Annotated in this window: 2 protein-coding genes; one reads left to right on the plus strand and one right to left on the minus strand. The window is 66.2% G+C overall.

The window, feature by feature from the left end:
- Window positions 1-298, minus strand: a 298-nt coding sequence (locus AC1D15_RS35555) for an esterase/lipase family protein (protein ID WP_477829790.1), incomplete at its 3' end; no start/stop codon positions are given.
- Window positions 299-376: 78 nt separating this feature from the next.
- Here AC1D15_RS35555 and AC1D15_RS35560 point away from each other — a divergent pair.
- The coding region (locus AC1D15_RS35560; RefSeq protein ID WP_477829791.1) for a helix-turn-helix domain-containing protein at window positions 377-749 on the plus strand (373 nt) is incomplete at its 3' end.

The raw sequence follows: 749 nt of genomic DNA on the forward strand, positions 1-749 counted from the left end.
TGCCGCCCCACGAATGGCCGACCAGCACGACCTTGCCCGGCTGCGCATCGATCGCACGCTTCGCGGCGGCGACGTCGTCGGCCAGCGAGCTCAGCGGGTTCTGCACCGCGACGACGTTCAGGCCCTTGGCCTGCAGCAGCGGCACGACCTTGGCCCAGTCGGAGCCGTCGGCGAACGCGCCGTGGACGATCACGACGCTGGGCTTGGCGCTGTCCGGTGCGGCCGGGGTGGCCGCGCCAGCCGAGGCAGCGACGATGGAAGCGGTGAGGCCGAGGGCGGCCAGCTTGACGATGTTCATGGTGTGTTCCCGGTGGTGAATTGGCAGAGCACGGACTGTCCTCTCAACGAGAGCTGAGGACCATCGGACGATCATCCGATGCAGAGGCTGGCCAAGCTTGCCGGYCTGTCACGCGCGACGATCAACCAGATCGAGAACGGCTCGTTCAAGGACCTGAGTCTTCATCGGACGGCGCGCCTGCTGAACACCTTGGGCCTGTCGCTGACGGTCTCGCCCGCTCATCCGAAGCGCGGCGGTACCGGCGTCCGATCGATCTCACCCGTCAACATCGCTGCGCGTTCAGCAAGCGTCAGCTACCGGCGCGTCATGCGTGGAACACAGCTGAAAGCCATCCTGCTGAACGGCGACATCCCGGCTCGCCTCGAGCCCCAGATGAACGCACTGCTCGAAGAAGCGTCAGTGCAAATGCTCGCGTCCATCGTCGAGCAGGTCCACGCCGAGGAAGGAGTTC

Source organism: Rhizobacter sp. P2_H2 (genome assembly GCF_056403375.1).